The organism is Owariibacterium komagatae (assembly GCF_045865535.1).
Lineage (GTDB): Bacteria > Bacillota > Clostridia > Oscillospirales > Ruminococcaceae > Ruthenibacterium > Ruthenibacterium komagatae.
The window spans coordinates 2,668,293-2,693,390 of the sequence record NZ_AP031406.1 but is presented as its reverse complement, the minus strand read 5'-3'; the positions used below and the strand labels follow the sequence as shown (position 1 = coordinate 2,693,390).

Sequence of the window (25,098 nt, the reverse complement as noted above, 5' to 3'; positions counted from 1 at the left end):
TACAGTATAACATACTTGCCGTCCATATGGAAAAGAATTTAAAAAAGCGGCTCTTTTCAGAGCCGCCAAAGTCACGACAGTTCAAACATGCCGTTGTAAAGCTGATAATACATGCCTTTCTGTGCCAGAAGTTCGTCGTGCGCGCCCCGCTCGATGATCCGCCCGTGCTCCAGGACCATAATGGCATCCGCATTGCGCACGGTGCTGAGGCGGTGGGCGATCACAAAGACCGTCCGCCCCTCCATCAGGCGGTCCATTCCCTTTTCGATCAACGCCTCGGTGCGGGTATCGATGGAAGAGGTGGCCTCATCCAGAATCAGAACCGGCGGGTCCGCCACCGCGGCCCGCGCGATGGCCAGCAGCTGGCGCTGCCCCTGAGAAAGGTTGGCTCCGTCGCCGGTGACCATCGTGTCATAGCCGTTTGGCAGGCGGCGAATAAAGGAATCGGCATTGGCGATTTTTGCCGCCTGCACGATTTCCTCCTGCGTGGCATCCAGCTTGCCGAAACGGATGTTGTCCGCAATGGTGCCCGTGAACAGATGCGTGTCCTGCAGCACAATACCCAGGCTGCGGCGCAAATCATCTTTTCGAATGTCCCGCACATCGATGCCGTCGTAGACGATGCGTCCTTTCTGCACGTCATAAAACCGGTTGATCAGATTGGTGATGGTGGTTTTTCCCGCGCCGGTGGACCCCACAAAGGCAATTTTCTGGCCGGGTTTGGCGTACAAACAGATGTCGTGCAAAATCGTATGCTCCGGATCATAGCCGAAATCCACGTTTTCAAAGCGCACGTCTCCCCGCAGCGGGATCAGTGTCTCGCCCTGCCGCCAGGCCCAGCAGCCGGTTTTCTCCTGGCAGGGAACCAGCTTCTCCCCTTCCCGGCGCACATTCACCAGCACGGTTTTGCCCTCGTCCACTTCCGACGGCTGCCGCATGACGTTGAACACCCGTTCAGCGCCCGCCAGCGCCGCCAGCAAAAAGTTGCTCTGCTGGGTGAACTGGTTGATGGGCATGGCCGCCTGGCGCACAAACACCAGATAGCTGGCCAGGCTTCCCACATCCGTCATGCCTTTCATGGCCATCACGCCGCCCACCACGGCCACAATGGCATAGTTCACATAGGAAATGCTGACCACCGCCGGCACCATGGTGGCGGCATAGCCCTGCGCACCGGTTCCGGCCCGGCGCAGATTTTCATTGCGCTGTTCAAACCCCGTCAGGTTGGCCGGTTCATGGTTGAAGACCTTCACCACTTTCTGACCGTTGACCATCTCCTGAATGTAGCCGTCCAGCTCGCCCAGGCACTGTTGCTGGCGGGTGAAATAGGCCTTGCTGCGTTTTCCGCTGAACCGGATATACCAGAACATCGCGATGTAGCACACCACCACGATCAGCGACAGGCGCGCGTTGAGCACAAACAGCAGCGTCAGCGTTCCCACCACCTGAATGAAGCTCTGAATCACCATGGCGAAACTGTTGTTCAAAGCGTCGGCGATGGTATCCACATCGTTGGTAAAATAACTCATCACGTCGCCCTGTTTCTGCGCGTCAAAAAAGCGCAGGGGCAATGTCTGCAGATGGGCGAACAGGTCGCGGCGGATATCGTACAGCACCTTCTGCGCCGCTTTGACCATGGTCTGCGTGTATCCGAAAGAGCACACAACGCCCACCGCGTAAATGGCCGCGGTCAGGCCGACGCCCCTGGCCAGCGCAGACAAATCTCCCGACGCAAGGCTGTTGACCACAGGCCGGATCATATACGTACCCAGCAGGTTTGCACTGGCACTGATCGCCACCAGCACCGCCACGGCCGCCAGAAGAAATTTGTGACGGCCCATGTAGGACAGCAGCGATTCCACTGTGAACCGCAGGTCTTTGGGGCGTTTACCGCTGAACTGCCGCGCCATGGCCGTCATCTCCTTTCATTTGCGATTGATAGATTTCCTGATAGATGGGGTCCTGCGCCAGCAGCTGGTCATGGGTGCCCACCGCGTGGACGCGTCCGTCGTCCAGAATGACGATCTGATCCGTATTCATCACCGATGTAATGCGCTGTGCGATGATGATTTTGGTCACATCCTGCAGTTTGGCCAGCGCCGTCCGGATGCGGCCCTCTGTGGCCGTGTCCACCGCGCTGGTGGAATCGTCAAAAATCAGCACCTTGGGCCTTTTCAGCAGGGTGCGCGCAATGCACAGACGCTGCTTCTGTCCGCCGGATACATTTACGCCGCCCTGGCCCAGATCTGCGTCCAGACCGCCGGGCATCCGCTCCAAAAATTCATCCGCGCAGGCTGCCCGGCAGGCTGCCCAAAGGGTCTCATCGTCTGCCTCGGGGTCGCCCCAACGCAGATTTTCCCGCACGGTGCCGGAGAACAGCACGTTTTTCTGCAGCACAATGCCCACAGCGTCGCGCAGCGCGTGGATGTCGTACTCCCGCACGTCCCGTCCGCCCACGGTCACCCGGCCCTCGGTCACGTCATAAAGCCGCGGAATCAGCTGTACCAGCGTGGTCTTCGCCGAGCCCGTTCCGCCGATCACCCCCACGGTCTGCCCCGGCCGAATGGAAAAGCTGACGCCGGACAGCGCGTATTCTTTGGCGTCGGGATTGTACTTGAAGGACACATTCTCAAAGACAACGCCGCCGTCCCGCACCTCTGTGACCCCGTCGGGCGGGGAGCTGATGCTCGGGCGCTCTTCCAGTACCTCGCCGATGCGCTGGGCGCTGGCCAGCGAGCGGGTCAAAAGCAGAAACACGTTGGAGATCATCATCAGCGAGTTCATCACCTGCAGCACATAGCTGAGGAACCCGGTCAGCTCTCCCACCTGAAGTGTGCCGGCCATGATCATGCGTCCGCCGAACCACAGAATCAGCACCGTGGTGGAATACATGGTCAGCTGAAACGCCGGCATGTTCAGCACCGCGTAATGGAACGTCTGCTGGCTGGTCTCCATCAGATCGGTATTGACCTGCCGGAACTTTTCTTCCTCGTATTCGTCCCGCACGAAAGCCTTTACCGCACGGATGGCCACCAGCCCCTCCTGCACCACGTCATTCAGGTGATCCATCGCCTTCTGCAGTCGGCTGTACATGGGCGCCACACGGCGGACCACACAGAACAGGATCGCTCCCAGCAGCGGCGTACAGAAGAAAAACACCAGCGCCAGGCGCGGGCTCATCCACACGGAAAAGCCAATGCCCAGAATCAGCATCACCGGGGCGCGCACCATGGGGCGAAGCCCGCCGTTGATGGCATTCTGCAGAACGGTGATGTCCGTGGTCATGCGCGTCACCAGCGAAGAGGACTCAAAACGGTCCAGATTGGCAAAAGAATACGCCTGAACCTTCGCGTACTGCGCCTGCCGCACCCGCGCCCCCAGACCGTAGGAGGCCCTGGCCGCAAAACGGGCGTATAAAAGCCCCGTGACCAGCGCCAGCAGCGCGCACACCGCCATTTGAATTCCCCGGCGGCCGATCAGGGCCATGTCGCCCGCCGAAACGCCCACGTCAATGATGTCCGCCATCAAAATGGGAATGACCAGCTCGAAGCAGGTCTCCACCAGCACCAGCGCAGCCGCAATGAACAAATCTTTGCCATAAGGTCCCAGATGCGCTGCGATCCGTTTCAAATCCTTCACGGCTGCCCCTCCTTTGCGCTCTCTTTAAAATTTTGATACGCCCGCGTGAGAAAGTCGGCAAACTGCTCCCGCTCGGCATCGGAGAAGCCCTGCAGCATCACCTGTTCCGCCTGCGCGCATTGCTCTTTCCAGTGGGCGTGCGCCTGGCGGCCTTTTTCGGTCAGCTCCAGCACGTCAGCGCGGCGGTTCTTCTCATCCACCCGGCGGCTCACAAATCCGCTTTTGCAAAGGCTGTCCAGCATTCTGCTGACGGCCGCCGGATCGATCTCAAAGTAATCGGCGATCTGACGCTGGCAGCTGGGGCCGTTCTGCGCCAGGTACCCCAGCAGCTTGGGCTGCCCGGACCCCAGCCCCACCTTGCCCAGGCAGCCGCGCAGATAATTGCGCTGTGCGTGAAACGCCCGGTACACCAGCATGTGAAATGTTTTTTCCATGAACGAGCCTCCATGACATATCAATAATTGATATGTCAATTATTGTCCAATTTTGCTCTTTTGTCAAGCGGGCCCGCATTTTACATTTCCTTTACATCGAGTTTACCTGTTGATGATAGCCGGGTATTTTCTTTTATGTTACTCTTACATTGTTACGTTTCACATTCGAGTTATTTCAAGAATCATTCAAATTTTGCACAAGAACAAGTAAAGGGGATCTCTGATGAAAGTTTCGGACATTTTGAGCCTGCTGGGCGGGCTTGCGCTGTTCCTGTACGGCATGCAGATGATGAGCAGCGGCCTGGAAGCAGCCGCCGGCAACCGCATGAAACAGATTCTGGAAAAGCTTACTTCCAACCGCATTTTGGGCGTGGCGGTAGGCGCAGCCATCACGGCGGTCATCCAGTCCTCCAGCGCCACCACCGTCATGGTGGTCGGCTTCGTCAACTCCGGCATGATGACGCTGCAGCAGGCGGTGTGGATCATCATGGGCGCCAACATCGGCACCACCATCACCGGCCAGCTCATCGCGCTGGATGTGGGCGCAATGGCCCCGCTGTTCGCCTTCTGCGGCGTGGTGATGATCGTCTTTTTGAAAAAGCCCCATTTCCACAACTACGGCCAGATCATCGCCGGCCTGGGCGTTCTGTTCATCGGCATGGAAATGATGAGCAGCGCCATGATGCCCCTGCGGGACTCCGAGGCATTCATCTCGCTGATGACCCGGTTCTCCAACCCGGTGCTGGGCATTCTGGCGGGCACGGTGTTCACCGCCATCATCCAGTCCTCTTCCGCGTCGGTGGGCATTTTGCAGGCGCTGGCTTCCAGCGGGCTGATTCCCCTGTCCAGCGCGGTATACGTTCTGTTCGGCCAGAACATCGGCACCTGCATCACCGCGGTGCTGGCTTCCATCGGCACCAGCCGCAACGCCAAACGCACCACCATCATTCACCTGCTGTTCAACATCATCGGCACCACACTGTTCACCGTGCTCTGCCTGGTGTCCCCGCTGCCGTCGCTGATTGAGTCTCTGACGCCTTCGAAACCGGCGGCACAAATTGCCAACATGCACACGCTGTTCAACGTGGTCACCACGCTGCTGCTTCTGCCCTTCGGCACCATGCTGGCTGCGCTGGCCCGCAAAATTCTGCCCGAACTGCCGGCCGAGACCCAGCAGGAGCGCCGTCTGGTCTACCTGAAACCGCTGACCGGAGGCAAAGAGTATAAAATCGGTTCCTCCGCCATCGTGGTCAACGGTCTCTGGCGCGAGCTGACCCGCATGCTGGGCATGGTGCGGGAAAACGTGGACCGCAGCTTTGAAACCGTCCTCACCGGACAGACCGCGCCGCTGGCGGATCTGGAAGAGCGCGAGGAATACATCGACTATTTGAACAAAGAGCTGGCCAGTTATATTTCCCGGGCCATCGCCTTTGAATCCAACCAGCAGGACTCTGCCGAAATCAGCGCCTGTTTCAAAATCGCGTCCGATCTGGAACGCATCGGTGACCACGCCATGAACCTGTGCGGCTACACCGAGCGCATGGCCGAAAAACATGTGCGCTTTGCGGATTCCGAACTGGACGAGATTCGTCAGATGCGCCAGACTAGCCTGGATGCGCTGGATCTGCTGGTGCGCAGCGATTTCTCCGCATCAGACCGTTTGGTAAAAATCGGAGCCATTGAGCAGAAAATCGACGACATGACCGCTCAGTTCCGTCAAAACCAGATCGAACGGATGCGTGAGGGAAGCGAAAACGAATCCAGCGTGCTGTATTCGGAAATGCTCACCGATTTCGAGCGCATCGGTGACCATATTCTCAACATTGGCCAGATCATACCGGAAGCGGTGGTGCTCAACAGTCCTGCCGCTGCCACAGCCTGAAAATAAAAGCGCGGGACCGCACAGCGGCCCCGCGCTTTTTTATGATTGCCCGGCACTTTCTTTTGACGAAACCCCGCGCGCCGCAAACCATGGTTTCTGCATGCGGCCGATGACAAAGGACGAAAGTGTTACCGTCACCAGAGAATACAAAATGTTCTGGAAGGGAATGTACGTCAGGGAAAGCATCAGCACCGTGAAGTCCGTGGCGAAATAGGCCCGTTCAATGGGGCATTTCAAAAAGCGGGACAGCACCATGGCCAGCGCGTCATCCCCGCCGGACGCACCGCCCTCGCGCACCACAAGGCCCACGCCCACCCCCACGAACAGGCCGCCTGCCAGCGCCGAAACCAGCGGATAGGCAGACAGGTCGGGCATTTGATAGCCCACGGATTCCCAGATGCGATAGCACACTGCAAACCCGAAACTGGAAAACAGCGCGTTCTTTAAAAAGTCCTTTCCCAAAAAACGGTATCCCAGAGCATAACAGGCCACATCCATCACAGGCCCCGTAATGCTGGGCGAAAGCCCTGTCCAATGCTGCAAAAACAACATCATGCCCAGAACGCCGCCCTCTGTGATTTTGCTTCGGTCATGGATGTGAAACAAGCCAAAAGACAAGATGGCCACGCCCAGCAGCATCCAGCCGTAATGGACCAGCGCCCCGCGCGGCACTCTCCAGCGTTTCATGTAAATCTTCCTCTCGTTTTTCTTGACGCTTTCCAGCATAAAGGATATAGTAACTATATTGTCAAGAGCAAGGGAGGAATTTTTTTGGACGTGCGCTTCACCGTGGGAGAAATGGCTCAAATGGCCGGTGTTTCCAAACAAATGCTCATCTACTATGACAACATGGACGTGTTTAAACCGCGTATGACCGGCGCGGAAAACGGCTACCGCTATTACACCGCCGATCAGCTGGAGCAACTGGACACTGTGCTGATGCTGCGTGAGATGGGCTTTTCACTGAAGGAGATCCGCCGCCACATGGAGCGCCGCAGCGCCCCGGCCGCACTGGACGCCCTGCGCACCCAACGGCAGCTGGTGCGCAAAGAGATCCGGCGCCTTCAAATGGCAGACCGCCGCCTGACCCGCAAGCTGGAAGAATGGGAGCGGGTGCTGCCCGCCCGGCCCGGCCAGCCCTTCTGGGAAGAAAAAGCAGGGCAATATCTGGCGTTGGAACCAGTGAAAAAGCCCTTCGGCCTGTTGGAAGTGGATCTTGCTTTAAAACGTCTGCTGCGCCGGGCCAATCAGCAGGGATACTGTTCTTATTATCAGCTGGGTGACACGGTCTGCACTGAAAATTTGCAGCAAAAGCAATTTCTGCGGTTTGAGCACGCCTTTCTGCCGCTTCTGGAGCGCGTTCCCGGGGAGGACTGCTTCTGGAAACCCGCGGGAAAGTACGCCTGCATTTACCATCGGGGCCCTTACGCGGACACCGGCAAAAGCTACGAGATTCTGCTGGATTTTCTGGCACAGCAGGGCGTTCAACCGGCCGGGCCTGCCTATGAGTTCTGTGTGCTGGACAGCATGACCACCGCCCGGCCCGAAGAATATCTCACCGAAATTCAAATTCCGGTGGAAAACTGAAAAAGGCAGGGCTGCCGCGGCAGCCCTGCCTTTGCTTATTTCTTTTTTCCGGCCGGCCGAGCAGGCAGCACATGCGCTCCCCGGGGCACCGGATGAAGCACCCAGCTTCGGGGATAATGCTTCTGCAGTTCCGCCTTCGCGCTCTGGGCGGTTTTCTCGTCCCGGAACACGCCGAACACCGCAGCGCCCGATCCGGTCATCAGCGCCGCCAGCGCGCCGCTGCGCCGAAGGATCTCTTCAATGGGCCCGTTGGCCGGGCTTTGGGAAGAAAATTCCAGTGCGTTGGACATCTGGGCGCACAAGGCCTTTAAATCCCCCTGCTCCAGCGCCCGCTGTGCCAGGTCGTTGTCCGGGTGCACATCGGTGCCCAGCTCGTCGTACCGGGCGTAGGCCTGGGGCGTGGAAATGCCGCCCTTGGGCATGCAGACCGTAAACCAGCACCGGGGGCAGGACGGCATGGGGGTGAGCACGTCGCCGATGCCCTGCACACGGGCCGTGCCGCCCAGGATGGAAAAAGGCACGTCCGCTCCCACTTTCAGGCCGATCTCGCACAATTCCGGAACGGTCATTCCCGCACCGTACAATGCGTTGAGCCCCACCAGCACCGCAGCCGCATCAGCACTGCCGCCGGCCATTCCCGCCCGCACAGGCACCGCTTTGCGCACGGTGATGTCCACGCCGGCCAGCAGGCCCGTGGCGTCAAAAAAGGCCAGCGCCGCTTTGATGGCGGTGTTGTGCTCATTGGCAGGCACATTGGAGCCGGGCAAACGCAGGCGCAGATACGGGCTTTTGCGCAATGTGACGCGCTCGTACAGGTTGACCGTCTGCATCAGCATGTCCAGCGTGTGATAGCCGTTGGGCGCAATGCCCGTGATATCCAGCGTGAGATTCAGTTTTGCAGGGGCAAGAACCGTCACAGAATCCATAAAATACCTCCGTCACATTTGGAACAGGCGGAACCGCTTGACCTCGATGGCCTTGACCGGGCACATCTCGTGGCAGCAGAAACAGCGGATGCAGCCCTTCGGGTCGATGTGCGCCTTGCCCTTTTCCACACGAATGGTGTGGCCGGGGCAGATTTCAGCGCATTTTCCACAGCCGATGCAGCGGGACACATCGATCTTCGGCCGGGGTGCGATCCATTTTTCCACACCCGGCACCGCCCAGCGGATGGCGCGGGGCGCGCGGTTGGAAAAGTTGATGTTGGTATAACTCTTGGGCAAACGAAACTCCGGGATGGGCGCGGCGGCCTCGGCATCGCCTGTCCGCCAGGCGGCATCCGCCCGCTGCGGGCACAGGCCCCGGGCGCTGGCCGCCTTCAGATACGGCACGGCCATGGGGTCCAGCCCCATCATGCCGCAGACCGTCAAATCGATGGCATAGGGGTCCTCGCCGCCCAAAATCAGCCCCAGCTGCCGGGGCACGCCCCCCGCGGGACCGTCGCCCTCCATGGCCAGCACACCGTCCACCACCGTGAGCGAAGGCTTCACTGTTTCGCACAGGTCCACCAGCATGTCCCCAAAGCGTTCCTTTTCGGGAAAGCGCATGTGAAATTCGGCCTTCTGCAGGCCGGGCACCGTGCCGAACAAATTTTTCACCGCGCAGGACATCCCGGTCATCACATGGGTTTTCAGCTTGGGCACATTGACGATAAAATCCGCCTCCAACACCGGGTTCAGCAGCTCGAAACGCCGAACCAGCTTTCCCTGTGCCTCCCGCTGTGCCCAGGCGCATTCGTCATAGGCCTGCACGCCCAGTTCCCGGCACACCTGTGCCAGACCGCTGACCTGGTAAATGCTGCGCATCATGCCCGGGTTGTACAGTCCGCCCGGCGAATCCGCCACAACAATGTGCTCCACACCCCGCCGCTGCAGCGCGCGGATGCAGGCCGCCACCACGGCCGGGTGAGTGGTCACGCCATGGTCCGGCGGGTGCTTTGCCAGAAGATTCGGTTTGATGAGCGCCCTTGTCTGCGGGCCCAGCGCCCCGGTCCGGGGACTGGCGGCAAACAGCTCTTCCACTGCCCGGTCCACTTTTTCGTCATAGCCGGGCACCCTGCGAATGAAAACAGTATGCTCCAAATTAAACTCCCAATTCCTTTAAAAATTCTTCCATGCGGGACACCGCTTTTTTCAGGTGGTCCAGCGAATAGGAATAGCTGATGCGCACAAAGCCTTCGCCGGAATCGCCGAACGCGGGGCCGGGGATCACCGCCACTTTCTTGCTGTACAGCAGCTGCTTGCAGAACTCGTCGCTGGGCAGCCCCGACTTTTGGATGGACGGGAACACATAGAAAGCGCCCTGGGGCTCAAAGCAGGTCAGGCCCAGATTGTTCAGCGCATTGACCAGCCAGCGCCGGCGCAGATCGTATTCCTTGCGCATGGACTCGATGTCCGCATCGCAGTTTTTCAGCGCCGTCACCGCCGCGTACTGGCTGGTGGTGGGGGCGCACATGATGCAGGACTGATGGATCTTCGTCATCACCTTGATGATGGGCTTGGGCCCGCAGGCATAGCCCAGGCGCCAGCCGGTCATGGCATGCGCCTTGGAAAAGCCGTTGACCACAATGGTCCGCTCGGCCATGCCGGGCAGGCTGGCGATGCTGACGTGCCGGGTATGGCCGTAGGTCAGCTCGGCGTAAATTTCATCGGACAGCACCAGCACATTGGTCTCCCGCAGGACCTGCGCGATGGGCTCCAGCTCCTCTTTGCGCATCACCGCGCCCGTGGGATTGCAGGGGAACGGCAGGATCAGCAGTTTCGTGCGGGGGGTGATGGCGGCACGCAGTTCGTCCGCGGTCAGCTTAAACCCGTTTTCCGCTTTCAGCGCCAGAGGCACAGCCACGCCGCCGGTCAGCGTTGTGATGGGATAATAGCACACAAAGCAGGGTTCGGGAATGATGACCTCGTCCCCCGGCTCCACCAGCGCGCGGATGCACATGTCAATGGCTTCGGACCCGCCCACAGTGACCAGCGTCTGATCTTCGGTGTAATGCAGATCGAACCGGCGCTCCAGATAGCGGCAGATCTCCTGGCGCAGCTCTTTCAGGCCGGAGTTGGAGGTATACCAGGTGCGTCCCTTTTCCAGACTTTGAATGCCCGCCTGCCGAATGGCCCAGGGCGTCTTGAAGTCAGGCTCACCCACCCCCAGGGAGATGCAATCCTTCATCTCCGCCGCAATGTCAAAAAATTTCCGAATGCCGGACGGACGCATTTCCGCCGCGGCACGGGAAATCAGCTTCTCATACTCCATTATTGGCACTCCCGTTCGTCAATGGGGTCTTTGCCGTACAGCACCCCGTCTTTCTTATAGGTACGCAGCACAAAGTGCGTGGCCGTGGACAGCACGCCCTCCAGAGGGCTCAGCCGCTGGGCCACAAACAGCGCGATCTCCTGGAAACTTTTGCCGCGCATGGTCAAAGACAGGTCGTATCCGCCGCTCATCAGCAAAACGCTGTCCACTTCCGAGAAATCCGCCAGCCGCGCGGCGATCTCGTCAAAACCGAAATCGCGCCGGGGCGTGACACGCAGATCGATCAGCGCCTGCACATCGGCTACGCCGGCGCGCTCCCAATCCACCAGAGTACGATAACCGTTGATGATGTGCTTTTCCTCGCACTCATCCATATATGCCGCCACTTCCTGCACGGTCTTGCCCGTCATGGCCGCCAGTTCTTCCAGGCTGGTGCGGGCGTTGGTTTCCAAAACTTTCAGGATCTGTTCCATATACAATCTCTTCCTTCCCTCGCAATCGCACAAATATGCAACCGTATTTTCTCAATTATAAACAAAAGAGGCGGGAAAGTAAATCGTATTTTCCGGCCGAAAAATTTTTGTCCTGCCGTGCCGCGCACTACCCATCCGGCGTTTTTTCTGCTATACTAAATTTTGTATTTCGCGTGCGAGCAGAAGGAGAGAATCATATGGAAGCTGTGATTACTGTTGTTGGCAAGGACGCTGTGGGCATTCTGGCAAAGGTGTGCACCGCCTGCGCCGAAGCCAATGTGAACGTAGAGGAAGTCACCCAGCGCATTCTGCGGGGCACCTTTGCCATGATTATGCTGGTTGACATGAGCCAGGCGACCCTGGATTTTACCGCCTTTTCCGAGAAAATGGCCCAGACCGGACAGGCCATGGGCGTGGACGTTCGCTGCACCCGGCAGGAACTGTATGAGACCATGCACCACATCTGAACCATTTTCCAAAAGGAGTGACAACATTGCTGGACACCAATGACATTCTTGAAACCATCCAGATGATCTCGGACGAAAATCTGGACGTGCGCACTGTGACCATGGGCATCTCCCTTTTGGACTGCGCCGATCCGGACGGGCGGAAAGCCTGTGAGAAGATCTATCGCAAGATCACCACCTGCGCCCGGGATCTGGTAAAAACGGCGGACGAAATTTCCGCCACGTACGGCATGCCCATTGTAAATAAGCGCATCTCGGTGACCCCCATCGCCATGCTGCTTGCCTCGGCTCCGGACGCGGACCCCGTCTGGTACGCGCAGACGCTGGACGCCGCGGCCAAAGCCGTGGGCGTCAACTTCATCGGCGGTTATTCCGCTCTGGTGCACAAAGGCTTTTCCGCCGGGGACAAACGGCTGATCGAAAGCATTCCGCAGGCGCTGGCCCAAACGGAATACGTCTGCTCCAGCGTGAACATCGGTTCCACCAAAACCGGCATCAACATGGATGCGGTGAAGATGATGGGCCCCGTGATCCGGCAGGCGGCCGAACTGACCAAGGACAACATGTGCATGGGCGCCGCCAAACTGGTTGTCTTCTGCAACGCGCCGGAAGACAACCCCTTTATGGCGGGCGCGTTCCACGGGGTGGGCGAACCGGACTGCGTCATCCATGTGGGCGTCTCCGGCCCGGGCGCTGTGCGCGCCGCGCTGGCCAAACTGCCCAAGGACGCTTCTCTGGATCAGGTGGCGGAACTGATCAAACGCACCGCATTCAAAATCACCCGCATGGGCCAGCTGGTGGGCAACCTGGCCTCGCAGCGGCTGGGCGTGCCGTTCGGCATTGTGGACCTGTCGCTGGCGCCCACCCCCGCGCCCGGGGACAGCGTGGCCAATATTCTGGAAGAGATCGGTCTGGAGAGCTGCGGCGGCTGCGGCACCACCGCCACACTGGCGCTGCTGAACGACGCGGTGAAAAAAGGCGGCGTGATGGCCTCCAACCACGTGGGCGGTCTGTCCGGCGCCTTTATCCCCGTATCCGAGGACGACGGCATGATCAAGGCAGTGGAGCGCGGCAGCCTTTCCATTGAAAAGCTGGAAGCCATGACCGCTGTGTGCAGCGTGGGCATCGACATGGTCGTAGTCCCCGGTGAAACGTCCGCGGCGGTGCTGTCCGCTTTGATTGCGGACGAAGCAGCCATCGGAATGGTCAACACCAAGACCACGGCGGTGCGCGTCATCCCGGCCATCGGCAAAAAAAGCGGCGATGTGCTGGATTTCGGCGGGCTTTTGGGCTATGCCCCCATTCTGGACATCTCCTCCTTCCGGCCGGATGTGTTCGTAAATCGCGGCGGACGTATTCCCGCGCCGCTTCAGGCGTTGAAGAACTGAGTAAAATTCTTTTCGAACAGCGCATCTTCCACAGCATGGCAGAAAAATTTTTCACCGTGCTTGTCGAAGATGCGCTGTTTTTCCATGCATTTCCTTCTTTCCGTCAATCTTTGCCCTTGAAAATAACCGGAAAGCATTGTACAATTCACCCATACCTTGCAGCCGTAAATTCTTTTGGATTTCCGGTGTTTTTTATCTGTATCGCGCGGGCCCCTGGCGGCGTGCGCTGCTGTTCTGCCGTCTTTCGGGGCGGCGGTCTGTAAAAAGGAGGTCGATGCAATCACCACGCGCCCCGACCGGGGCAACCAACATGATTGAAATTATAAGAAGGGGGAATCTTATGAAACGGATTCTGCGCGCGGCCGCGCTGACACTGGCGGCGGTCGTATCGCTCGGAATGCTGGCGGCCTGCGGAGCCTCCGGAGAGGACAACCGTCAGATCATTCGCATTGGACACAACCAGTCTACCAACCATCCCACGCACATTGCTCTGGTGGCTTTTGAAGAGTTTATCGAGAGCAAGCTGGGAGACAAATATAATGTAGAAGTCTACCCCAGCGAACTGCTGGGCTCCCAGAACGAAATGGTGCAGCTGACCCAGACCGGCGCCATCAACTTCTGCGTAGCCAGCAACTCTCTGCTGGAAACCTTCAGCGACAACTACACACTGTTCAACCTTCCCTATCTGTTCTCCAGCAGCGAGGCATATCACGCGGCCATGGACGACGAGTCCATCACCGGCCCGATTTTTGAGTCCACCAAGCAGGCCGGCTTTGAGGCCGTGACCTGGCTGGACGCCGGCACCCGCAATTTCTACACGGTCAACACGCCCATTGAGACGCCGGCCGATCTGAAGGGGTTGAAAATCCGCGTACAGCAGTCTCCCACCAACGTGGAAATGATGCGTCTGCTGGGCGGCTCTGCCACCCCCATGGGCTTCGGCGATGTGTACACCGCTTTGCAGTCCAAAATCATCGACGGCGCCGAGAACAACGAGCTGGCGCTGACGGACAACGGCCACGGTGACGTGTGCAAATATTACTCCTACGACATGCATCAGATGATCCCGGATATTCTGATCGGCAATATCGCCTTCCTGGACGGTCTGAGCGAAGAGGAGCGCGCCATTTTTGAAGAGGGCTTCGACCTGGTCAATCAGGTGCAGCGCGAAGAGTGGGTCAGCGCCGTGGAAGAGGCCAAGGACCGCGCTCAGAACGAACAGGGTGTTGAGTTCCTGTATCCGGACACCAAGCCGTTCCAGGAGGCCTGTGCATCCATGCACGATTCCATGCTGGCCGAACATCCGGACCTTGCGCCCATCTACGAGGCCATTCAGGCGTACAACGAACAGTACCCCTCCGGGGAATCTTAAGGAGGTGCCGGTGAAATGAACACATTGAGAAATGCTCTGACCAAACTTTTGAACGCACTGGCCGGCATCAGTTTCATTGCCATGGTGGCACTGACCTGCTGGCAGGTCTTTACCCGCTACATTCTGCAGAACCCCTCTTCCTGGTCCGAGGAGCTGGTCTCCTACCTGTTTGCGTGGGCCAGCCTGCTGGGCGCCTCTCTGGTCACCAGCGAGCGCGGACATATGAATATCCCTATTGTCGTGGACCGTATGCCCGCCGGTGCCCGCAAGGTCTTTGAGGTATTCGGCGAACTGATCGCGTTTGCCTTCTCCCTCATCATCCTTGTGTACGGCGGCGTGCAGATCACCCAGCTTGCCATGGGGCAGACCACTTCTTCCCTGGGCGTGGCTGTGGGCGTCTTCTATGTTGTGCTCCCCCTTTGCGGCGTGCTCAACATGATCTACACGGTGCTGAACATCGTCGACATCTGCAAATCCACTGCGGACACCAAGAAAGAGGAGGCGTGAGCAAATGGCAATTCAATCCTTATTGATTATTGTGGCCGTGCTGGCTGTCCTTCTGGTTGCCGGCGTGCCCATCTCTTACTCCATCGGCATTTCCTCTCTGATCGCCATTCTGCAGACAGTGCCTCTGGATGTCTCGGTGATCACCGGCGCACAGCGCATTTTCGTCGGCATGAGCAAATTCAGCCTGACCGCCATTCCCTTCTTCATTCTGGCCGGCAACCTGATGAACCAGGGCGGCATTGCCAAGCGGTTGGTTGACTTTGTAATGGCCATTCTGGGCAAGCTGCCCGGCGCACTTCTGGTCACCAACGTAGGCGCCAACGCGCTGTTCGGCGCTATTTCCGGTTCTGCGTCCGCCGCAGCCGCGGCTGTGGGCAGCATGGTGGAACAGGGCGAGGAAGAACAGGGCTATGACAAAGCACTGTGCGCAGCCACCAACGGCGCGTCCGCTCCCTCCGGTCTGCTGATCCCGCCGTCCAATGCGCTGATCACCTACTCGCTGGCCGCGGGCGGCACCTCTGTGGCCGCGCTGTTCCTGGCGGGTTATGTGCCCGGCATCATCTGGGCCCTGTGCTGCATGGTGGCCGCCATCATCATCGCCAAGAAAAAAGGCTACAAGGGAACACCCGGCAAATTTGACTGGAAGAACCTGGGCATTGCCACGCTGCGTGCGCTCCCGTCCCTGTCTCTGATCGTGGTGGTCATCGGCGGCATCGTGGGCGGCATTTTCACCGCTACAGAGGGTTCCGCCATCGCCGTGGTCTACGCGCTGATCCTGGGCATCTGCTACCGCAACATCACTCTGAAATCCTTCTGGAACATTGTGGTCTCCAGCGCCAAAATGAGCGGCATGGTCGTATTCCTCATCGGCGTGTCCAACATTCTGGGCTGGGTCATGGCCTTCACGCAGATTCCGCAGGCGATTTCCGACGCGCTGCTGGGCCTCACGGACAACCCCGTCATCATCCTGCTGATCATGAACGTGATCCTGCTGATCGCCGGAACGTTTATGGACGTCACCCCGGCCATTCTGATCTTCACCCCGCTGTTCCTGCCGGTGGTGCAGACCTTCGGCATGGATCCTGTGCAGTTCGGTCTGATTCTGGTGTACAACCTGTGCATCGGCAATATCACGCCGCCGGTTGGCAACACGCTGTTTGTTGCCATCAAGGTGGGGCGCTCGTCCCTGTCCAAGGTCATGCCGTACATGCTGTGGTATTATGTAGCCATTCTGGTCGGTCTGCTGATGGTGACCTACATCCCCATCGTCAGTCTGGGTCTTCCCCAGCTGGCAGGCCTTCTCTAAAACCTGTTTCGCCCCGGCCTTTGGGCCGGGGCGTTTCTGTGTGATGATGTATAAAGCTGCAGACGGCGGGAATACTATGGGCATCGAAACCTTCATGAGAAAGGAAGTTAACGGTCATGAATGTATTCTATAAAATCTGCATTGCGCTGATCATTATCGGCGGCCTCAACTGGGGCCTGATCGGCCTGTTCGGCTTCAATGCCGTGGCCTGGCTGCTGGGCGGCGCCACCTCTTTCCTCAGCCGCACGGTCTTCACACTGGTGGGTGTCGCGGCGCTGTGCGCCATTCCCAGCCTGTTTGAACTGGGCGTCTCCAGAGACACCTGACCCTTACGCAGTTTCTTTTCCCTCTCGGCGGCGCACTGCCTGGGCTGTACAGCTCCGGCAGTGTGCCGCCCTTTCTTTTCCAACTTTACAAAAAGGCCTGTTTTGTTATATAATAGGTTGAAATATGTACAAGCGCAGAGGTGAACTATGGCGGTATTTGAGACAAACAGCAAGGCGGAGACCGTGACACTGGGCCGCCGTTTGGCACAAACGCTTCACCCCGGCGATCTGATTCTGTTCACAGGCGGACTGGGTGCCGGCAAGACCGCATTCTGCGAAGGCATTGCCGCCGGGCTGGGCTGCACCGACGACGTGCAGAGCCCCACCTTTGCCATTGTGAACTATTATCGCGGGCCGCAGCCCATGGCACATTTTGATTTGTACCGCATTTCTACACTGGCCGATCTGGAAACGGCCGGGTTCTTTGATTATCTGGACGAGGGCGCCGTGGTCGCGGCAGAATGGAGCGAGAACGCCGCTTCTCTTCTGGCGGAACAGCGGGCCATTCGCATTGACATTGTTTCCACCGGCGACACCAGCCGCCGCATCACCATCGAGGGGGCGCAGCTATGATCGTTCTGGGGGTGGACTCCACCGGTAAAACCGCCAGCACCGCCATTGTGCGGGACGGCGTCCTGGTGTACGAAAATTATCTGGCCGCCGGGCTGACCCACAGCGAAAGCCTTGTAGCCCTTTGTGATGACGCTTTGCGCGCCGCCAAACTGCATGTGCGGGATGTGGATCTGTTTGCCGTGACCCATGGACCCGGCAGCTTCACAGGGCTTCGCATCGGGCTGGCAGCCGTAAAAGGATTGGCCATGCCCCGGCAAACTCCTTGTGTGGGCGTTTCCACATTGGAAGCACTGGCCTGGGGGCTTTGTACAAACGGCACCGCCCTCTGTGCACTGGACGCGCGCCGCGACGAGGTATACTACGCTGCTTTTTCCGTGGCAGACGGCACCGTCACCCGGCTCTGCGAGGACGCCAGCGCACCGGCTGCACAGCTGGAAGAACTGATGATGTCGCTGCCCGGGCCGGTCTGGTGCTTTGGCGACGGCGCACAAATTGTATGGGACGCATGGCACGAACGCAGGCCGGACCTTCAGCTTTGGCCCGCGGAGTACCGGCTTTGCCGGGCGGGCTGTGTATGCCGTGCCGCACTGGCGGCAGGCACGCCGGTTTCTCCGGCCGAGCTTGTTCCGGAATATCATCGTCTCAGTCAGGCAGAACGCGAACGTGCAAAACGCACGTCCACACAATAATAGAGAGGAAGGATCTCATATGAACAAACCGATCGCACTCGGCGCCGATCACGGCGGCTGGGCATTGAAGGAAGCCGTAAAACAGCATTTGGACGCGCTGGGCGTGGCCTATCAGGACTTTGGTACATACAGTGAAGAGTCCGTGGACTATCCCGACATGGCCGTTCCCCCCTGCGAGGCCGTTGTCAAGGGTGAATGCGAAAAAGCCCTTCTGTTCTGTGGAACGGGCGTCGGCATCAGCATTGCTGCCAACAAGGTCAAAGGCATTCGCGCCTGCTGCTGCAGCGACACGTTCAGCGCCAAGTACACCCGTATGCACAACGACGCCAACGTGCTGTGCATGGGCGGACGCGTTGTGGGCGCCGGCCTCGCGTGCGAGCTGGTGGATGTATTCCTGAACACCGAATTTGAGGGTGGACGCCATGCCCGGCGCATCGCCAAAATTACTGAGATCGAGAACCGCTGAACGATATCAATTAAAAAACAAAGGAGTCTGACAAACATGAGCAAGACCGTCATCATGGATCACCCCCTGGTACAGCACAAAGTGAGCCTGCTTCGCAACAAAAACACCGGCACCAAAGAATTCAAGGAGCTCGTCAGCGAGCTGGCCATGCTTCTTTGCTATGAGGCCACCCGTGACCTTCCCACCGAAGAGGTAGAGATCGAGACGCCCATCGCCGTGGCCAAAACGCACATGCTGTCCGGCCGCAAGGTTGCGCTGGTTCCCATTCTGCGCGCCGGCCTCGGCATGGTGGACGGCATGCTGGCCCTGATCCCCGCTGCAAAAGTCGGCCACATCGGCATGTACCGCAACGAGGAGACGCTGGAGCCTGTGGAGTACTACTGCAAGCTGCCCGCAGACATTGCCGAGCGCGAAGTCATCGTTCTGGACCCCATGCTGGCCACCGGCGGCTCTGCCTGTGACGCCATCACTCAAATCAAAAAGCGCGGCGTGAAGAACATCAAGTTCATCGGTATTATCGGCGCACCCGAAGGCCTGAAACGCCTGCAGGAACTCCATCCCGACGTGGACATCTACATGGCTGCGCTGGACGAGCGCCTGAATGAGAACGGCTACATCGTACCGGGCCTGGGCGACGCGGGCGACCGCATTTTCGGCACCAAATAATTTTTGTGCCACGACTTTCAACAAAGAGTGGAGAATGAATCTATGGCAAAACGCGAACTGAGAAGAAAGGTGCTGGCAACCATCGCCACGGTGCTTGTCATGTGCTGCGGCCTTGCGCTGTGTATCTGGCTTTTGCTCACAAGCGAGGTGTTTTCTTCCACGATCCGCTGGCTGATGCTCGCGTGTACCGTTGGTCTTGGCATTGCGATCATCGGTCTTCTGGTGTGCAAAATCCAGGAGATCCGCACCCTGTCAAAACTGGTAAAAAAAGAGGCAGAGCTGCCGCAGCCGGCCTCTGATGCGCCGCAGCAGCCGGAGCCTGAACTTCAGCCCCTGCAGACATTGGACGAGCCGCTGCCCGTTGAGGAAACACCGGCTCCCGCACCTGCACCCGTAGTGCAGCCGGAGCAGCCTGTTGTCCCGGTCATGGCGGCACCCAAGCCCGTGCAGGCTGCAGTACATACGCCGATGCCCGAAAAGCAGGAACAGGAGCCTGTGGAACAGCATCACTGGCAGCCCATCAACTTCAAGGCAGTGGATCAGCAGTACAAGGCTGCTCAAACTGCCCGTGTCAAGGCGATGGAAGACGCACGCATTGCGCAGGAGCAGGCGCGCCGTCTGGCCGAACAGGCCCGGCTTCAGCAGCAAGTGCAGGAGCAGGCCAGCGCTGCACAGGCCGCGCAGCCCGTACAGGCGCCGCAGCCCTCTCCACAGCATTCGGCACGCGAAGAGGAACTTCTTCAGCGTGCACACGAGCAACAGCAGGCCCGCCGCGCAGAGCAAATCCGCCTGGCAGATGCCGCGCGCACCGGTCAGCTGCCCCGCATTACCAATGAGATGATCGCACAGGAAGAGGCGCGCCTTGCAGCGCTGGCCCGTCAGGCAGAGGCGCAGCGGCTGGCACAGTCCACAGCGCCGGCCCCGCAGCCCGTTGTTCCGGTTCAGGCGGCCGCACCGGCCACCCCCGTCGCACAGGTTCCTGCGGAACCGAAGCCCGCAGCTGTTCCCGCGGCGGCTCAGCCCGTGAAGGAATCCGCTTCCACGTGGGGGCAGGCCTGGAGCGCTCCTCGCACAGAGGCACCCGCACCGCGTGCGGGTGCGGAGGCTCCCGCACCTGCAGAGCACGTAGAGCGCACCCCCATCGCCTGGCCTGCGCCTTCCAAGCCTGCGCGCACCACACAGATTCCGAAGATCACCGATGAGATGATCGCCGCGCAGAACAAAGCGCGTTTTCAGACCGCGGCACGCACCGGTCAGCTGCCCAAGATCACCAATGATATGGTGGCTGCCGCCAAGAGCCAGAACCAGTTTCAAACGGCGGCGCGCACCGGCCAGCTGCCCAAGATCACCGATGATATGGTAGCTGCCGCCAAGAGCCAGAACCGGTTCCAAACGGTGGCGCGCACCGGCCAGCTGCCCAAGATCACCGACGATATGGTGGCTGCCGCCAAGAGAGGGAAACCGACGCAGACGCTTGGCAATTTTGCAGCGCATTACCAAAAAGGTTCCAAGTCGGCTGATTCTTATTGGAAATCTCAGAATCAAAAATAAAGGACGTTGTTCCGGGGCTTTGAAGCAAGTCTTCAAAGCCCTTTTTCTTGCAAAAACGGGATTTCTACTTTTTGTCGAGTGACTTTCGGGCGCACATATGGCATACTGAGCACAGGAGGGATGGACATGAATGCGGAATACACAGGCCGAAAAATCGCACAGCTTCGCAAACAGAAAGGTTTGACGCAGCGGGAACTGGCGGTAGCTCTGCACGTCACGGACAAAGCCGTCAGCAAATGGGAGCGCGGCCTCAATTATCCGGATATCGCACTGCTGGAGCCGCTGGCGGAAGTCCTGGAAGTGACCGTGACTGAACTGCTGCAGGCCCGGGATCAGCCTCGGGATCAGTCGATGTCCATGGGCGAAGTGGAAAAGCTGGTGACGGGTTCTCTGGCCCTTGCCGACGGGGAAAAGCAAAAAGCTCTGGCCGGCAGAAGCCGGCGGCTTTTCCTTTATTTGCTTTGCGCGGCGCTCGCCGCGGCGGAAATTTCCCTGCTGCTTTTTCTCGGTTTGCGTGAATATCTGGTTCTGGAGATTTTCTGGAATCTGGAAGGGCTTTCTCTGTTCTTCGGCGGCTGGTTCTGGCTGACGCGCTATACCCGGCTGCCCGCTTATTACGATCAAAATGCCATTGGCTTTGTAAGCGCGGGCATTTTGCGGTTGCACCTTGCCGGCGTGCGCTTCAACAATCGAAACTGGCCTTCTATTTTGCGTGCCGGACGCATCTGGGGCGTGGTCACACCGCTTTCCTATCCACTGGTATACGGGGCAATCTGTAAGCTGTTTCCACAGTATCTTCCCACGCTGTGCCTGGTCATTTTATTGATCTATCTCTCTTCACTGTTCATACCGCTTTTCTGGGCCGGAAGAAAATACGCATAAAAAGGGTCCTCCCCTGCCGGGGAGGACCTTTTTAACTCAAACGAATCTGCCAGCCTTTGCCGTCGCGGTGCAGCCAATCGCGTACCGTGGCAGGTTCCTGCCCGCCTTTGGCCGGGTCCAGGCGAAAAGCCGAGAGGATGACTCCTGCCAGCACCGCCTGAACGCTGCCGCTCCACACGCCGCCGCTCAGAAAGGGAACCGACAGGTTCAAGGGTTCCAGCAGAAGCTGTGCGGTCAAAAAGGCGACCGCCGCCAGTGCCAGCATCCGCCCTGCCGCGCTTCGCACGCGCAAAACCGAGCGCCACAGAAGGACCAGACAGACGATGAGCGCCCCCAACAGCACCAGCGCAGCCGGTCTGCCCAGCGCATGAGCACTCCAGGTCAATGGATCGTCGGAGCCCAGCAGACGAAACAGCGACTCTTCCGTGAGCCCCTGAAAAAGATTTTCCGGTACGCGGTCCGCCCATTCAGAAGTCAGCGGCTGCAAGGGCGATTTCCCCTGCCAGATGGTCAGCCGCAGCAGGTCCAGCCAGCCGCCGCCCGCGGGGTCGGAAAAGGGATTGCCTCTTTCCAGCATTCGCTCCACCAGATGCGGGTTGGACAGGCATCCGATCGCGGGAAGGCCCACCGCCACAGCAGCTGTCAGGCCCATGCTTCTGCCGCGCCCCCATCCAAACCAATCGCGCCATCCGCAATACAGGCAAAGCACCAGTCCGGTCAACAGAATGCAGATGGCCTGCGACAGTGCAGGCAAATAGAGCGCTGCCAGCAGCAGCGGCACAATGGCCGCACCGCTCAAAAGCAGACCGGCCAGTCTCTTGCCCCGCTGCCGGTACAAAACCGCTGCGTAACCCAACACCAGAAAACCGCACAGCGGCCGTGCGTAAATTCGGGCTCCATTGATTGTGGGCGTACAAAGCGCGGTGCCCAGCACCAGTGCCAGAGCGCCGCCACAAATCAGCCAGGTATGGCGCATCCATGCCACAAGGTCCGTTCCAAAATATACCACGGCCAGCACGGCAACCGGTACACAGCCCCGCACAAGCAGAGACGCCACTTCTCCGGACCCGTCCGGCCCCAGGCGAAGCTCGCCAAAAACACGCAGCGCCGTTCCCAGCACAAACAGCATTGCCACCCAAAGAAACGGCCCCCAGGCGGAACGGGGGCGGTGAACTTCGTCCAGCCTACCGCCTACCAGCACCGCGTCCCCCATACTTTCCACGGTCTTGCGCGCTGCCTGTTCGGGCGAATCCGCCCCGGCCAAAAATGCCTCGTACTGATCCTCAAGATGTGCTTTCAGTTCCGCTTTGACGGGCTGTACCGCCGCACGGCAGCGCAGCTGCGCAACGGCCCGGTCCAGCCATTGTTCCAATTGTGCGGGCAGCATCAGCCATTCCCCCTTTGCAGCTGTGCCGGGTGCAGCACGCGGTTAATGGCAGTACTGACCCGGTCCCATTCCTTTTGCTGTACATCCAAAGCCTGCCGGCCCACCTGCGTCAGGTGGTAATATTTTCGCGGTTTTCCCGCCGTGCCTGCGGCCTCGTAACTTTCGATTTTCCCTTCCTGCTCCAGCGTGTGCAAAATGGGATACAGCGTTCCGGCTTTCAACAAGAACGTGTCGTTGGAACGGTTGCCAAGTTCCTCGATCATCTGATAGCCATACATATCGCTCTCCTGCAAAAGCCGCAGAAGCAGCATTTGTGTGGATCCGGGAACCAGATTTTTCTGCTGCATTTTTTCGCCTCCAATATATAGATTATCTATATTTGTATTATACATAGATAATCTATATATGTCAAGACTTTCCTACTTTTTAACACACTTCCATTTCTTGTGCAGCGTCTGCCGGTGCCCCGCCAATATTCCGCAGCCGGCTTTCGTATGCAAGCGACTTGCCATCCCTTACAAGGGCCTTGCGATATTTTATGTATATGTTATATTTAGACAGGAACCGGTACACAAATGAAGAATGGTGCGGATTGACTAAAACAACTGAAACGGCACGTTTGCTTACACTTGCCGGAATGCTCACTGTACATACGCACTCGTTGTATTTTTTATTCGATCAGTGTCGCCCGGAAAGGAGAATGTACCATGCAGCTGCAACAAATTCATCATATAGCTATCATCGTGTCCGACTATGCGGCAGCCAAAGAATTTTATGTTAAGAAGCTAGGATTTTCTGTAATCCGCGAAAACTTTCGCCCCGCACGGGGCGATTGGAAATTGGATCTGCGCTTGGGCGAAGGTCCCGATTCCATAGAATTGGAAATTTTCGCACAACCAAATGCTCCACGCCGTCTCACTCGCCCTGAGGCATGCGGACTGCGTCATCTGGCATTTCATGTTGAAGATATCTTCGCCACAATTGCGGAATTGAACACCCAAGGGATCCATTGCGAGCCTGTGCGCTTTGACGAATTTACCGGAAAACCAATGACATTTTTCTTTGACCCGGATGGCCTTCCCTTGGAATTACATGAATAACCCTATGCACTCCAATATGTGCCGCGAAATCTTTGTGCATTTTCACGAATAATTTAGCTTGAAATTGTGCAATATAACTAATATAATAGGAACACCGCAAGAGAGTTGCTTGCGGCATGGCCACAAGCAGGCGGCCATGTTGGGAAAGAATGAGAAAAGAGGTTATTGTTATGTTTAAGATGATTCGTGAATTTGCAAAATACCATCTGTCTGACAACGCAATGAATTGCTGGGGACGCGAAAGCCTGTTCTTCTGAGAACAGATTTAAAAAAGGTCCGCACAGGGATCCCTGTGCGGACCTTTTTTATTGAAACTTTCAGTCAGGCTTCACCAAAACGCGCTCAACTGGCCATCATACGGCGTGGAAAAAGCGGAAAACAGCCAGCCTCGGTCTGTGAGGGTCATGCGAAGCGTGCAGGCCGCGCCGCTTTCATAACAGGTTTCAAACACGATTTCCTGTTCTGTCCGGGAAATCAGCTCAAAGGAGGCGGGATACGGGCATTGCTTCCCATTTCCCTGCCCGACCTGCAGCACATAAAGCTTTCCTTCAAAGTCCGCATACAGCGACTGTCCCACCAGCGGCGCAGACCCCGGCGCAATGGACTGACTTTCCACCGGTGCATAAGCCTGATGCAGCTTTTTGAACAGTTCGAAGTCGAACAGCGAACGCAGATAATCTGCGAGATCGGCGGAATCTTCAAATGCCTTTTCTCGCACATATTGATATGGCAACCCGGTCTCCCAGACATCCGTGTCATCGGACGAGAAACCCGGCTCCACTGTGAACGCGCGATAAGCCTCCATCGCCGCCACGTATCGCGCCTGCTGCTCTGCATTCAGAAAATCCGGCACCGCCATGATGTACTCCACAATGGTTCCCTCAGGCACCTGAAAATCATATTTTCCGGTAGGCTGGTAATCCTCCTGCATCCAGTCCGGTATAGAGACCGACTGAGATGCCGCCTGGGAGGGCGCGGCCGCTGAGGATGCAAATTCTGCCGCGCTGCATCCAATCAAAAGCAGAACCGCACAGAGAAACGCAATCCACTTTCTCATACCTCTCAACCCCTCTCGTTTATAAAAACGAAAAAGAAGAGGCAAGTATTGCATAAAACCGAAAATTCATTGACAACGCCTCCGGTCACGTCTA

26 protein-coding genes are annotated in these 25,098 nt (G+C 58.2%); 15 read left to right on the top strand and 11 right to left on the bottom strand.

The window, feature by feature from the left end; translation table 11 throughout:
- Positions 1-71: 71 nt before the first annotated feature.
- From ACKTS9_RS13380 to ACKTS9_RS13370, 3 genes are read right to left on the bottom strand one after another with little or no spacing between them, the layout of a single operon-like run.
- Positions 72-1,910 carry an ABC transporter ATP-binding protein gene (locus ACKTS9_RS13380; protein ID WP_407881361.1) on the bottom strand — a complete coding sequence of 613 codons (1,839 nt, stop codon included), beginning with the start codon at positions 1,908-1,910 and terminating at the stop codon, positions 72-74.
- Complete coding sequence (locus ACKTS9_RS13375) at positions 1,888-3,639, bottom strand: ABC transporter ATP-binding protein (RefSeq protein ID WP_349216218.1); 1,752 nt, start codon at positions 3,637-3,639, stop codon at positions 1,888-1,890. The genes ACKTS9_RS13380 and ACKTS9_RS13375 overlap by 23 nt, the downstream gene beginning before the upstream one ends.
- The gene (locus tag ACKTS9_RS13370) at positions 3,636-4,073 is read right to left on the bottom strand and encodes a MarR family winged helix-turn-helix transcriptional regulator (protein ID WP_349216217.1); all 438 of its coding nucleotides are present in this window, start codon (positions 4,071-4,073) and stop codon (positions 3,636-3,638) included. Before ACKTS9_RS13370 ends, ACKTS9_RS13375 begins: the two co-directional genes overlap by 4 nt.
- Positions 4,074-4,296: 223 nt before the next feature.
- Here ACKTS9_RS13370 and ACKTS9_RS13365 point away from each other — a divergent pair, with 223 nt between their 5' ends.
- On the top strand, positions 4,297-5,955 hold the full coding sequence (locus tag ACKTS9_RS13365; RefSeq protein ID WP_349216216.1) for a Na/Pi cotransporter family protein: 1,659 nt from the start codon (positions 4,297-4,299) through the stop codon (positions 5,953-5,955).
- 39 nt (positions 5,956-5,994) lie between these two features.
- On the opposite strand, the gene ACKTS9_RS13360 is transcribed toward ACKTS9_RS13365, so the two are convergent.
- Entirely contained in the window at positions 5,995-6,642 is a 648-nt protein-coding gene (locus tag ACKTS9_RS13360) for a YitT family protein (protein WP_407881358.1), read from the bottom strand.
- A gap of 90 nt (positions 6,643-6,732) precedes the next feature.
- Between ACKTS9_RS13360 and ACKTS9_RS13355 the strand changes: the two genes are divergently transcribed.
- Positions 6,733-7,542 (top strand): MerR family transcriptional regulator, encoded by an 810-nt coding sequence (locus ACKTS9_RS13355; protein ID WP_407882129.1) that lies wholly within the window; start codon positions 6,733-6,735, stop codon positions 7,540-7,542.
- Positions 7,543-7,577: 35 nt separating this feature from the next.
- Here the strand turns inward: ACKTS9_RS13355 and ispE are convergent, their stop codons facing one another.
- From ispE to ACKTS9_RS13335, 4 genes are read right to left on the bottom strand one after another with little or no spacing between them, the layout of a single operon-like run.
- On the bottom strand, positions 7,578-8,468 hold the full coding sequence (gene ispE / locus ACKTS9_RS13350; protein ID WP_349216214.1) for a 4-(cytidine 5'-diphospho)-2-C-methyl-D-erythritol kinase: 891 nt from the start codon (positions 8,466-8,468) through the stop codon (positions 7,578-7,580).
- A 12-nt stretch (positions 8,469-8,480) separates the two neighbouring features.
- Positions 8,481-9,623: a DUF362 domain-containing protein gene (locus ACKTS9_RS13345; protein WP_407881355.1), complete on the bottom strand. Its 1,143-nt coding sequence runs from the start codon at positions 9,621-9,623 to the stop codon at positions 8,481-8,483.
- 1 nt (position 9,624) lies between these two features.
- The gene (locus ACKTS9_RS13340) at positions 9,625-10,794 is read right to left on the bottom strand and encodes a pyridoxal phosphate-dependent aminotransferase (RefSeq protein ID WP_349216212.1); all 1,170 of its coding nucleotides are present in this window, start codon (positions 10,792-10,794) and stop codon (positions 9,625-9,627) included.
- On the bottom strand, positions 10,794-11,267 hold the full coding sequence (locus ACKTS9_RS13335) for an Lrp/AsnC family transcriptional regulator (protein WP_349216211.1): 474 nt from the start codon (positions 11,265-11,267) through the stop codon (positions 10,794-10,796). Before ACKTS9_RS13335 ends, ACKTS9_RS13340 begins: the two co-directional genes overlap by 1 nt.
- A 197-nt stretch (positions 11,268-11,464) precedes the next feature.
- On the opposite strand from ACKTS9_RS13335, the gene ACKTS9_RS13330 reads away from it, so the two are divergent.
- The 12 genes from ACKTS9_RS13330 (at position 11,465) to ACKTS9_RS13275 (ending at position 21,460) form a co-directional block, all read left to right on the top strand.
- A complete protein-coding gene (locus ACKTS9_RS13330; protein ID WP_349216210.1) occupies positions 11,465-11,734 on the top strand; it encodes an ACT domain-containing protein in 270 nt (89 codons plus the stop codon).
- Between the two features lie 62 nt (positions 11,735-11,796).
- Positions 11,797-13,122 carry a PFL family protein gene (locus ACKTS9_RS13325; RefSeq protein ID WP_407882127.1) on the top strand — a complete coding sequence of 442 codons (1,326 nt, stop codon included), beginning with the start codon at positions 11,797-11,799 and terminating at the stop codon, positions 13,120-13,122.
- A 340-nt stretch (positions 13,123-13,462) separates the two neighbouring features.
- Entirely contained in the window at positions 13,463-14,494 is a 1,032-nt protein-coding gene (locus ACKTS9_RS13320) for a TRAP transporter substrate-binding protein (RefSeq protein ID WP_407881351.1), read from the top strand.
- A gap of 15 nt (positions 14,495-14,509) precedes the next feature.
- Positions 14,510-15,001, top strand: a complete 492-nt coding sequence (locus ACKTS9_RS13315) for a TRAP transporter small permease (protein WP_349216207.1) — start codon at positions 14,510-14,512, stop codon at positions 14,999-15,001.
- 4 nt (positions 15,002-15,005) lie between these two features.
- Positions 15,006-16,307 carry a TRAP transporter large permease gene (locus tag ACKTS9_RS13310; RefSeq protein ID WP_349216206.1) on the top strand — a complete coding sequence of 434 codons (1,302 nt, stop codon included), beginning with the start codon at positions 15,006-15,008 and terminating at the stop codon, positions 16,305-16,307.
- 116 nt (positions 16,308-16,423) lie between these two features.
- Positions 16,424-16,633 carry a DUF378 domain-containing protein gene (locus ACKTS9_RS13305; protein ID WP_407881347.1) on the top strand — a complete coding sequence of 70 codons (210 nt, stop codon included), beginning with the start codon at positions 16,424-16,426 and terminating at the stop codon, positions 16,631-16,633.
- Between the two features lie 147 nt (positions 16,634-16,780).
- Positions 16,781-17,206 (top strand): tRNA (adenosine(37)-N6)-threonylcarbamoyltransferase complex ATPase subunit type 1 TsaE, encoded by a 426-nt coding sequence (gene tsaE / locus ACKTS9_RS13300; RefSeq protein WP_407881344.1) that lies wholly within the window; start codon positions 16,781-16,783, stop codon positions 17,204-17,206.
- On the top strand, positions 17,203-17,895 hold the full coding sequence (gene tsaB / locus ACKTS9_RS13295) for a tRNA (adenosine(37)-N6)-threonylcarbamoyltransferase complex dimerization subunit type 1 TsaB (protein WP_407881342.1): 693 nt from the start codon (positions 17,203-17,205) through the stop codon (positions 17,893-17,895). The genes tsaE and tsaB overlap by 4 nt, the downstream gene beginning before the upstream one ends.
- Positions 17,896-17,914: 19 nt before the next feature.
- Complete coding sequence (gene rpiB / locus ACKTS9_RS13290) at positions 17,915-18,361, top strand: ribose 5-phosphate isomerase B (protein ID WP_349216202.1); 447 nt, start codon at positions 17,915-17,917, stop codon at positions 18,359-18,361.
- A gap of 36 nt (positions 18,362-18,397) precedes the next feature.
- Entirely contained in the window at positions 18,398-19,027 is a 630-nt protein-coding gene (upp, locus tag ACKTS9_RS13285) for a uracil phosphoribosyltransferase (RefSeq protein WP_349216201.1), read from the top strand.
- Positions 19,028-19,069: 42 nt separating this feature from the next.
- A complete protein-coding gene (locus ACKTS9_RS13280) occupies positions 19,070-20,578 on the top strand; it encodes a hypothetical protein (protein WP_349216200.1) in 1,509 nt (502 codons plus the stop codon).
- A 126-nt stretch (positions 20,579-20,704) separates the two neighbouring features.
- On the top strand, positions 20,705-21,460 hold the full coding sequence (locus tag ACKTS9_RS13275) for a helix-turn-helix domain-containing protein (RefSeq protein ID WP_349216199.1): 756 nt from the start codon (positions 20,705-20,707) through the stop codon (positions 21,458-21,460).
- A gap of 31 nt (positions 21,461-21,491) precedes the next feature.
- On the opposite strand, the gene ACKTS9_RS13270 is transcribed toward ACKTS9_RS13275, so the two are convergent.
- Positions 21,492-22,847: a permease prefix domain 1-containing protein gene (locus ACKTS9_RS13270; RefSeq protein ID WP_349216198.1), complete on the bottom strand. Its 1,356-nt coding sequence runs from the start codon at positions 22,845-22,847 to the stop codon at positions 21,492-21,494.
- The gene (locus ACKTS9_RS13265) at positions 22,847-23,194 is read right to left on the bottom strand and encodes a PadR family transcriptional regulator (RefSeq protein ID WP_349216197.1); all 348 of its coding nucleotides are present in this window, start codon (positions 23,192-23,194) and stop codon (positions 22,847-22,849) included. Before ACKTS9_RS13265 ends, ACKTS9_RS13270 begins: the two co-directional genes overlap by 1 nt.
- Positions 23,195-23,554: 360 nt before the next feature.
- Between ACKTS9_RS13265 and ACKTS9_RS13260 the strand changes: the two genes are divergently transcribed.
- A complete protein-coding gene (locus tag ACKTS9_RS13260) occupies positions 23,555-23,947 on the top strand; it encodes a VOC family protein (protein ID WP_349216196.1) in 393 nt (130 codons plus the stop codon).
- Positions 23,948-24,275: 328 nt separating this feature from the next.
- Here ACKTS9_RS13260 and ACKTS9_RS13255 read toward each other — a convergent pair whose 3' ends face one another.
- Positions 24,276-25,004: a hypothetical protein gene (locus ACKTS9_RS13255; protein WP_349216195.1), complete on the bottom strand. Its 729-nt coding sequence runs from the start codon at positions 25,002-25,004 to the stop codon at positions 24,276-24,278.
- Positions 25,005-25,098 lie beyond the last annotated feature (94 nt).